Origin of the sequence: Reichenbachiella sp., assembly GCF_039969095.1 — a bacterium.
Taxonomy (GTDB): domain Bacteria; phylum Bacteroidota; class Bacteroidia; order Cytophagales; family Cyclobacteriaceae; genus Reichenbachiella.
On the sequence record NZ_JBDVOL010000004.1, the window covers coordinates 23,803 to 30,918 of the forward strand.

At 42.4% G+C, this 7,116-nt stretch carries 4 protein-coding genes; 3 read left to right on the forward strand and 1 reads right to left on the reverse strand.

Annotation, left to right across the window (positions count from 1 at the left end; translation table 11 throughout):
• Positions 1-242 precede the first annotated feature (242 nt).
• Together ABJH98_RS01155 and ABJH98_RS01160 are read left to right on the forward strand one after the other, a co-directional pair.
• The gene (locus ABJH98_RS01155; RefSeq protein ID WP_348305788.1) at positions 243-3,776 is read left to right on the forward strand and encodes a molybdopterin-dependent oxidoreductase; all 3,534 of its coding nucleotides are present in this window, start codon (positions 243-245) and stop codon (positions 3,774-3,776) included.
• A 30-nt stretch (positions 3,777-3,806) separates the two neighbouring features.
• A complete protein-coding gene (locus tag ABJH98_RS01160) occupies positions 3,807-5,222 on the forward strand; it encodes a rubredoxin domain-containing protein (protein ID WP_348305789.1) in 1,416 nt (471 codons plus the stop codon).
• A gap of 25 nt (positions 5,223-5,247) precedes the next feature.
• Here ABJH98_RS01160 and ABJH98_RS01165 read toward each other — a convergent pair whose 3' ends face one another.
• On the reverse strand, positions 5,248-5,631 hold the full coding sequence (locus ABJH98_RS01165; RefSeq protein WP_348305790.1) for a hypothetical protein: 384 nt from the start codon (positions 5,629-5,631) through the stop codon (positions 5,248-5,250).
• A 146-nt stretch (positions 5,632-5,777) separates the two neighbouring features.
• Between ABJH98_RS01165 and xerA the strand changes: the two genes are divergently transcribed.
• On the forward strand, positions 5,778-6,923 hold the full coding sequence (gene xerA, locus ABJH98_RS01170) for a site-specific tyrosine recombinase/integron integrase (RefSeq protein ID WP_348305791.1): 1,146 nt from the start codon (positions 5,778-5,780) through the stop codon (positions 6,921-6,923).
• Positions 6,924-7,116 lie beyond the last annotated feature (193 nt).

Here is a 7,116-nt window from a genome sequence, read left to right on the forward strand (position 1 = left end):
AAGGAATTTTATCAGCTTCAAGCAGACTGCATTCAAAAAAGAAGTTTTCTCCGTTCCATTGCAGCTCTATTGCGAAATGACAAAAGAAGTGTATTCGCTCAGAGTTACTCGCGAGAGAACTGAGCTATTGGGCCTCCTTTCTTTAAATTAATTACGTATTAATACGTAATTAATCATTCAAAAATACGTACTTTTGTCATAACTCTGAACATTTTCAGGGCTTGGTTCAAAATCAAGGGATTATGAGTGTGTCACAAAAGAACCTTCCGGTAAAAGCGAAAACAACCTGCTCCTATTGTGGTGTAGGCTGCGGTATTGATGTTGAAATCAATAAAAAGGGAATCATCGAACTAGAAGGCACACCTGATCATCCAGTGAATCGAGGTATGCTGTGCTCTAAGGGACGTAGCTTGAACTACGTAGTTCAGGATCAGAGTGACCGGCTGCTCTATCCTCAAATGAGAGGTTCAAAGCATCATCCGCTACAAAGAGTCAGTTGGGATACGGCCATCGATCGGGCAGCAGCCGTTTTCAAAACTTTTATAGAAAAACATGGACCCAATGCTGTAGGTTTCTACATTTCGGGTCAATGTCTGACCGAGGAGTATTATTTGGTCAATAAATTGACCAAGGGCTACATTGGCACGAATAACATCGACACTAATTCCAGACTCTGCATGAGTTCGGCGGTAGTGGGCTACACCAAGACGCTGGGGGAAGATGCGGTGCCGATTGCTTACGAAGACATTGAATTAGCCGACTGTTTTTTGATCGCCGGGGCGAATCCAGCTTGGTGTCACCCGATTCTATTCAGAAGAATCGAGCAGCACAAGGAGCAAAATCCAGATACAAAGATCATAGTGATCGATCCACGAGTGACTGATTCCTGCGCCTTGGCAGATTTGCATTTGCAACTGACTCCTGGCACCGATGAAACCTTGCTGCATGCCATTGGTCGAATATTGATAGAAAATGGCAATTTCGATTTGAAATTTATTCAGAATCACACCGATGGTTTTGAAGATTACAAAGAAAAAGTATTAAAAACCACCATAGAGGAAGCAGCTGAAATTTGTGATGTGCCCGTTGATCAAATCCAGTTGGCTGCTCAGTATATTGGCGATGCCAAAGGCTTCTTGTCGCTATGGACGATGGGATTGAACCAAAGTACACAAGGCGTGAATAACAATTTGGCTCTAATCAATCTGAATTTGATTACGGGGCATATCGGAAAACCGGGTTCCGGGCCCTTCTCCTTGACAGGCCAGCCCAATGCCATGGGTGGCAGAGAAGTGGGAGGCATGGCTTCGCTATTAGCTGCACACCGTGTGCAGGCCAATGCAAATCACAGAAAAGAAGTGGCGGATTTTTGGGGTGTAGAGACTCTACCAGATCAGCCAGGGCTGACTGCCACTCAGATGTTTGACGCACTGGACTCTGGTGAAATGAAAGCGGTTTGGATCATTTGTACTAATCCTTCGGTGAGTATGCCGAATGCGGATTTGGTGGATCGAGCATTGAAGAAAGCCAAGTTTGTGGTGGTGCAAGACATCTCATCCAAGTCTGACACAGCGAAATATGCAGATCTCGTTTTACCTGCTGCAGGCTGGTTGGAGAAGGAAGGCACCATGACCAATTCGGAACGACGAATCAGTTATTTGCCCAAAGTAGTAGATGCACCTGGCGAGGCCTTGCCAGACAATGAAATTTTGATCCGATTTGCCCGTCGCATGGGTTACGAAGGATTCGATTTTCATTCGATAGAAGAGATATATGCCGAGCATTGCCGACTGACAAAAGGTACGAATATTGACATCTCAGGTCTGACTTACGAAAAGCTAAAAGTGGCAGGAACTATGCAATGGCCTGTGCCTTCTGCAGACCACCCTGGTACGCCTCGATTGTTTGAAGACAAGAAATTTTATACCCCATCGGGCAAAGCCCAAATTTTGCCAGGAGGCAATAAAAATGAAGGTGATCAGCTTACCAAAGAATATCCATTGATCCTGACGACAGGGCGTATCCGTGATCAGTGGCATACGATGACCCGTACGGGTAAAGTAAATAAGCTTAACAAGCATATTCCAAAACCATTTTTGGAGATTCACCCGGAAGACGCCAAGGCCAAAGGCATCCAGGAGGGAATGCCCGTATTGGTGAAAAATGAGCGCGGCGAAGTACGAGTGAATGCTCAGATTACTGAGAAAATCAAGAAGGGCGTGGTATTCCTTCCCATGCACTGGGGCAAAATATTACAAAATAGCTTCGGCAGAGCCAATAACGTGACCAGCAAAACATTTGATCCTACTTCTAAACAGCCAGGTTTTAAATACTCAGCAGTAAGTGTAGAAAAATATAGAAAGCCTAAGGAAAAGATTGTGATCGTAGGTGCTGGCGCAGCCGCTTATCGATTTATAAATTCGTATCGTATGCTCAATGATGTGGACGAAATTCATGTTTTCTCGAAAGAGGAGCATCCGTTTTACAATCGAGTATTATTACCCGAATATGTCAATGAGCACAAAGAATGGGACGACTTGCTCAAGTTTAAATATGGTGAATTCGAAGAGTTGAATGTAGTGTTGCACCATGCAACAAGTATCGACGATATCGATAAGTCCAAGAAAACAGTCACAGATTCGAAGGGAGTCACTCACGCCTATGATAAACTGATTTTAGGCACAGGCTCAAGAGCATTTGTGCCGAATAATATTCCTATGGATTTGCCTGGGTTGTTTACGATGAGAGACAGACATAGTGCTGACGGATTAAAAAAATTTATTGACAACAAAGGCCACGTGCTAATTGTAGGGGGTGGCCTGCTGGGTCTGGAGCTGGCTTCTGCACTGAGAGAGATAGATGTGGAAGTATCTATTGTGCAGTTGTCCACTCGCCTGATGGAGCGCCAACTGGATAACATGGCGAGTATCTTGTTGCGCCAGATGATCGAGGAGATGGGTGTGCATGTATATACCAATGATGAGGTACACAACATCAAAGTTCGGGGAGAAAAGGATATCAAAATCGATCTGAAAAGTGGAAAGAAAATCGATTGTCAGGCAGCTGTTTTTGCCATAGGAACCAGACCCAATGATCAATTGGCACGAATCGCCAATTTGAAATGTGGTCGAGGCATCATTGTCAACGATTACATGCAGACCAGCCAGGAAGATATTTATGCGATTGGTGAGATTGCTGAGCACAACCAAAAGCTTAACGGCACCACGGCTGCAGCTGAAGATCAGGCCGATATAGCTGCACGGCATATCGCTGGGGATCTGAGTACTTTGTATGCAGGCACCGTTCCGATGAACATTCTCAAGTTTCCCGAGCTAGACCTTTGTTCGATTGGTCAGCCGGATGCACCGATTCATATGAAAGATTATGATGAAATTATTTTCATTGACAAGTCCATGAAGTATTACAAAAAATGTATCATTCATCAGGATCGATTGATTGGCGCGGTACTGATGGGCGATAAGGCAGAGTTTGCCGAATTCAAGGAATTGATTGAAAATGAGGTTGAACTTTCTGATCGACGAAAAGCTTTACTTCGATCTGGAGAACCTGCCGATCCGATGCTAGGCAATCTGATTTGCTCGTGTAACAATGTGGGTACTGGCAATCTCGAAAAAGCCTTTACAGATGGTTGTCACACATTGGCGGATGCCTGTCAGAAAACTGGAGCAGGATTGGGCTGTGGAAGCTGCAAGGGAGAAGTGCAGCAGATGCTCAAAAAACATTTGGAGCAAAAAGAAGTAGCCCTCATCTCCTGATTCAATTATATTTGATACAAAGATTAAGTAATGGAGAAAAAGAATTTGGTCAGGGTTTTTGTGAAGGGTGGAATACTTTCTCCTGGAGATTTTCTGAGAATATTGACAACTGCCAAGGAGCTAGGCACAGAATTTATCCATTTAGGTTCTCGCCAAGATATTCTTTTTCCTGCCAAGGACCGAAGCAAAACGCTTTTGAAAAATATCTTTCAGTCGATCAATACAGAATATGAGATCAATGAATTTACGCATCAAAACATCGTAAGTTCTTATGTGGCACTCGATGTCATGCCCAACAAAAAATGGTTGGTGCCGCATGTCTATCATTACATACTGGACAGCTTTGACTTCAGAGCGAAGTACCGAATCAATCTGGTAGATCCGTCGCAGAGCATGGTGCCGTTGTTCACGGGCAATATCAATTTCATCGCTTCAACCACCGACAACTACTGGTACTTATATTTTAGGTTGAAACAGTTTGACAATTTGCCAGTAGCCTATTCGAAAATTATTCATGGTTATGACTTAGCCAAAGCGGCACTTTGTCTCAATGAATTGGAATTGGAAACTGTGACAGTCGAAGAAATATTTTCTAAACTCGACGAATTGGAAATTAATACGCTGAATCCAGAAGAAGAACTCAAATACCCTGACGCGTCGTTTCCCTATTATGAAGGACTGAACCGTGAACCTGGAGGTAATTATTGGTTAGGGCTATATTGGCGAAACAATAAATTTTCAATCAATTTTTTGATTGAACTGTGCAAGAGATGCATGGATACTCATGTCGGAAAAATCAGCTTAACGCCTTGGAAATCATTGATTATCAAAGGCATTGAGTCCAACTATTATGTAGGTTGGGAAAAACTGATGGGTCGATTTGGGATCAATTTGCGCCACTCGTCGCTAGAGCTCAATTGGCACTTGCCCGTGTTGAGTGAAGAAGCTTTGATGCTTAAAAATTATTTGGTTAGAATCTTAGATCAGCAAGATATCAGCACCTCAGGCCTTACGTTTACGATCAAGCCCAATGACGATATTTATCTATTCACTTCCGTGGTCATTGAAATCAACAAAGAAGGGGGAGACGGTGGAAACACCTATAATATTCTTTATGCCAAGGATTTCAATCCTAACTCGGCGGAGTATTTGACTTACGTCAAAAACGTAACTAAAAATGTGTTGCCGGCACTACTGATGGAGCTCAGTGTCATGTATTTTGATCAGATAGACGATCAGCCCACCACAGTTCCAAAGAAAAAAGCCGAACAGCAAGTAGTAGCTACCACAGAGCGATATCAGTGCAAGCACTGCCTGTCCATCTACGATGCACAGTATGGCGACGAAGCCGCCAATATCGCACCGGGCACGTCTTTCGATAGTTTACCTGACTCTTACATTTGTCCTACTTGTGAAGCGAAGAAGGCGGAGTTTGTGATGGTATAGTAGAGGCATTTTTTTGAGTAACTTCTCAGTTCTTGGTTTGTTTCCATGGATCAAATTGTCCCTTCATGTGATCTTGGGATTGAATAATTAAAACTTTGGGAACCAGTTCTCCCGTCTTACCTGATGCTTGCATAATAGCTGCAAAGCCATATTCATAGCAGAAGTAATAGGTAAGACTTGAAGTTTGATATATGGATGAAAAATACTGAAACGAATAGCCTGCGTCTAATAACCTTTCTTTCCTAACGGTAGATTTACCTTCTGGGCATAAGTTTTTAAGAATGGTTCTGTTTTTTCGAATCTGACGATTGACGGCGGCCATGACTCGTTCGTGTTTTCTTTTGTGGAGATTGTGAAAATTGGATCGACATTGCGCATCACAAAATTTTTTGTCCAGGCGTCCGGTCATTGGTCTACTACAATGAAGGCACTTTAAATTATCCATACGGTCAAGATTGGTCAAATAAACGAATTATTCGTGTTATTATACGTTTAGTAACGTAACTACACGTTTAAAAATAACTCTATTGTTTTGCTTTTATCGTGGTTTACACCATGAATTCTCTTGCCAAGCAAAGACAAATCACTTTAAAGCACCTCTATATCGACCATCAGAAGATGATTGGGCTTAAATTTTACCCTGACAAGGTGATCCAAGCGCTGGTCAAAGAGTTGCCTGGAGTGAAGTGGTGTAAAAAATATGGCATGGCAGCAATTCCCAACAGCTCTGCAAACCTCAATTGCATTTTCTCAAAATTCAAAGGCGTTTCTTGGATAAATTGCACACATTTTTTCCCAAACAAGCCTGTAAGAATCGGTAATGAGGATATATCTGTAAACTCCTATAGACAAAGAACTCCAAAAAAGGGACGGCGGGTCTGCCCAGAGGAGTTTTATCAGAAGCTCGAAATAAGAAAATACTCGATGAACACAGTCAGAGTATATATTTCCCACTTCGAAAAGTTTATCAACCATTTCGCTTCTGTCACAGATCTTGAAAATCTAGATGAGAATAATATCCGAGATTATATCAGCCATTTGGTAGTCGTTGGCAGATCCGATTCTTTTATTAACCAATCGATAAATGCCATTAAATTTTACTACGAGGTAGTAAAGGAAATGCCCAACAGATTTTACGACATTGAGCGTCCTATCAAAAAACAAACCTTACCAAAGGTATTGAGCAAAGGGGAAGTTTTGGCCATCGTTCATGCCATAGGCAACATCAAACATCGCTGCATGGTGAGTCTACTCTACAGTAGTGGGCTACGACGTGGGGAATTGCTCAATTTAATACCAGCAGATATCGAAAGTGGTAGGATGATGATCAAAGTACGAGATGCAAAAGGAGGAAAAGATAGGTACACCATTCTAAGTAAGCAGGTCTTGGAGGATTTGCGTACATATTTCAAATCGTATAGGCCTAAAGCTTATTTGTTCGAAGGTCAGATGAAAGGTCAAAAGTATTCTCCCACTAGTTTGGGGAAAATATTGAAACAAGCAGCGAAAAACGCAGGGGTTCAAAAAACAGTAGTTCCGCACATGCTTCGGCATTCTTTTGCTACTCACCTGCTCGAAGGTGGAACTGACATCAGGTACATACAGATGTTATTGGGTCACAATTCGACTAAGACTACAGAGATCTACACGCATGTAGCCAATTCGGATTTCATGAACATCAAAAATCCATTAGATTTGTGACAGACAAGGGGAGACATAATGGATATATAGTCACCTTTGTGACTATATCACTACGTTAGGGCTCATACCATGAAGAACCAACTTTTCCTTATAATCGCAATTTTTGCACTTGGATGCACGTCTGAACGAACCAACGAACTTTCTGGTACTTGGGACGCAACCAACTATGTAAAATATCCATTTGACACCATAA

Bases quoted from the DNA above. Each gene is read 5' to 3' on its own strand.
- ABJH98_RS01155 (WP_348305788.1), top strand. From the start codon at position 243: ATGAGTGTGTCACAAAAGAACCTTCCGGTAAAAGCGAAAACAACCTGC.
- ABJH98_RS01160 (WP_348305789.1), top strand. From the start codon at position 3,807: ATGGAGAAAAAGAATTTGGTCAGGGTTTTTGTGAAGGGTGGAATACTT.
- ABJH98_RS01165 (WP_348305790.1), bottom strand. From the start codon at position 5,631: ATGACCGGACGCCTGGACAAAAAATTTTGTGATGCGCAATGTCGATCC.
- xerA (WP_348305791.1), top strand. From the start codon at position 5,778: ATGAATTCTCTTGCCAAGCAAAGACAAATCACTTTAAAGCACCTCTAT.